Below are 2,830 nucleotides of genomic sequence, written 5' to 3' on the forward strand. Positions count from 1 at the left end.
ATCTTTAGTCTACTTCAGTAGACTTTAGCTATTAGCCTAGAACTTTAGTTCTAGGCGGGTGAGTCCGCCAACAGTTAACCTATTTCAAGGCTTTTGTTGACACCAATGAGCATTGCTAAACCCCTACCGCGTGGTCTATTTACCTGAAAATAGCTGTAAGTTGACACTAATGAGCAAAGTTTAGCCCCTACGAAAGATATGGTTTTTAACCTTAATCCATATTTGGTATTTCTTGTCAATGCGTAAGTCCTAATATAGTATTAACCACCGGCGACAGCAGGGACAATACTTACTTCATCGCCATCTTTCAGGGCTGTGTTAATACCATCTAAATAGCGGATATCTTCGCTATCGACATAAAAATTTACAAACCGACGTAGCTTCCCTTCTTCATCGCACAACCGCGATTTAATCCCAGGAAAGCTTTGTTCTAAGTAGTCTAACAATTCAGCAATGGTGCTACCGTTGGATTCTAGAGTAGCTTGATTATTAGTCAAATTTTGAAGAGTCGTCGGAACTAAAACTGTTACAGCCATAGAAGTACAAAGTGAGGAGTGAGGAGTGAGGAGTGAGGAGTGAGGAATAAAGTTAAGAGTTATGGATAAAAAACTCATAACTCATAACTCATAACTCCTAACTAAACGAGGACTTGTTGCCATTCCAAGCGATCCAGAGTACGCGATCGCTCCAGGGCATTTTCAAAACTATCAATTTTCGCATCAATTGTAAAAGGTTCACCAATGTAACCTTGTACTGCCTCTTGGGTTTTCAAGCCATTACCAGTGATGTAAAGCACAGTAGTTTCATCTGGATCAATCTTGCCAGCTTCTACTAGTTTTTTCAGTACAGCAACAGTTGTACCACCAGCGGTTTCTGTGAAGATGCCTTCAGTTTCTGCTAACAGCTTCATTCCTTCAATAATTTCTGCATCATTTACTGATTCAATATTACCGCCAGTTTTCTGAGCTATTTCCACAGCATAAATACCGTCTGCGGGATTGCCGATCGCAATTGACTTAGCAATTGTATTCGGTTTCACTGGCTTAATGAAGTCGCGGTCTTGTTTAAATGCTTCGGCGATGGGTGAACATCCGTCTGCTTGTGCGCCACTGAAACGAACTTTCTTACCTTCCACTAAGCCAAGTTCGGCAAATTCGTTGAAACCTTTATATATTTTTGTGAACAATGAACCAGAACCAAGCGGGACAACAACATGATCGGGTAACTCCCAACCTAATTGTTCTGCAACTTCAAAGGCTAATGTCTTAGAGCCTTCAGAGTAGTAAGGACGCAGATTGATATTGACAAATCCCCAGCCATGTGTATTCGCAATTTCCGAACATAAACGGTTTACCTGATCATAGTTACCTTGAACAGCCATAACAGTGGGGCTATAAATCAAGCTACCCAGAACCTTGCCTGCTTCCAAATCTGCGGGGATGAACACACAGCAATCTAGACCAGCGTGAGCTGCGATCGCAGCTGTCGAATTTGCCAAATTACCCGTGCTAGAGCAGGAAACTGTAGAAAAGCCCAATTCCCGCGCCCGTGTCAGAGCAACCGATACTGCCCGATCTTTAAAACTGAGGGTGGGCATATTAACGGCATCATTTTTTATATAAAGCTTATTTAGACCCAGGCGACGGGCAAGGCGGTGAGAACGAACCAAGGGAGTCATACCCGTTCCCACATCTATAACATTGTCAGTTGCAACAGGCAAAAAGGGACGATAGCGCCAAATTGAATTGGGCCCGGCTTGAATTGTTTCACGAGTGACAGTTAGACGGAGGGCGCTGTAGTCATACTTGACTTCTAAAGGGCCAAAACATAACTCACAAACGTTACTGGCTTTGAGTTCATATTCCGCACCACATTCCTTACATTTCAAGGTTTTAAAGTAGGCAGTGCTGGTTTGGGTTTGGGTTTGGGTTTGGGTTTTAATTGCCTGAATCATAAACTAGCTTTCCCTGTTTGTCTGCTGTCGCCTGATACTAACACGAGCAAAAATACGAGTCAAACATACCCGACTAAAAATGTCGGGTATCCTTAGTATTAAAAAAAATGATTTATGTAAAAATTTTATATGCGTAATTGTTATATTTAGTATTTATGCTTATATTGTCCTTGTTACAAAATCAAATAATAGCTTCAGGTACTCAGTCTTAACACTGATCTTTAATATGATGAAATTGCATTATATCGATGATTAATTTGCATTTATGTAAATCATGACCCAATTTTAAGTGATATAAATCACTTATTTCACCTTCTGTTTTTTTATCTAAATGACTCCACAAGGTAGTAGGCATATATTACAGTAAAGACTTAAAACCGTTTCCAGATATAAGTTTTAGTCTTTTGAGCGTCTGATTAAACCACTAAAATTGCTCTACGTGTTGCCAAAATAAAATTGATTTTTCAACTTTGATGTACTCAATTCATCGCTCAAGAAATTAGTTATTTATACTGAAGTTATTTATTGATACCAAAGTTACATTGCTACTTAGCTTGATGATTCAGCAGGACACAGTAGTAAGTTACCCATATTTGCGATCGCTAGCCTTGATAATCAACGGTAAGCGTAAAACAAGTAGGCAATAACTTTTCTGCCTATTGCCTCAATCTAGTTTTTCAGGAGTGTCAATAAGTTAACTCTTCAAATAGACATCTCCGAAGCATTAACGTTTTGAGCAGGTCTAATCGGTAATTCTTTAAGGAATTGCCGAACCTTATCCTGTCTCAAAACCCAAGATACAAGTTCAGCAAATAAACAAACTATTTCTATGGTAAACCGAAACAAATCTGTCAACAAGCAGCGCCAGCGTTACCA

At 39.7% G+C, this 2,830-nt stretch carries 2 protein-coding genes; both read right to left on the reverse strand.

Annotated features, from left to right (window positions below; translation table 11 throughout):
- Nucleotides 1-260 precede the first annotated feature (260 nt).
- Nucleotides 261-536 (reverse strand): MoaD/ThiS family protein, encoded by a 276-nt coding sequence (locus LC574_RS34205; RefSeq protein WP_229458057.1) that lies wholly within the window; start codon nucleotides 534-536, stop codon nucleotides 261-263.
- Nucleotides 537-637: 101 nt separating this feature from the next.
- Entirely contained in the window at nucleotides 638-1,954 is a 1,317-nt protein-coding gene (gene thrC, locus LC574_RS34210; RefSeq protein WP_229458056.1) for a threonine synthase, read from the reverse strand.
- Nucleotides 1,955-2,830 lie beyond the last annotated feature (876 nt).

Origin of the sequence: Nostoc sp. CHAB 5715 (assembly GCF_020829685.1) — a bacterium.
GTDB lineage: Bacteria > Cyanobacteriota > Cyanobacteriia > Cyanobacteriales > Nostocaceae > Nostoc.

Coding starts and splice junctions, on each gene's coding strand:
- LC574_RS34205 (WP_229458057.1), bottom strand. CDS start 536: ATGGCTGTAACAGTTTTAGTTCCGACGACTCTTCAAAATTTGACTAAT.
- thrC (WP_229458056.1), bottom strand. CDS start 1,954: ATGATTCAGGCAATTAAAACCCAAACCCAAACCCAAACCCAAACCAGC.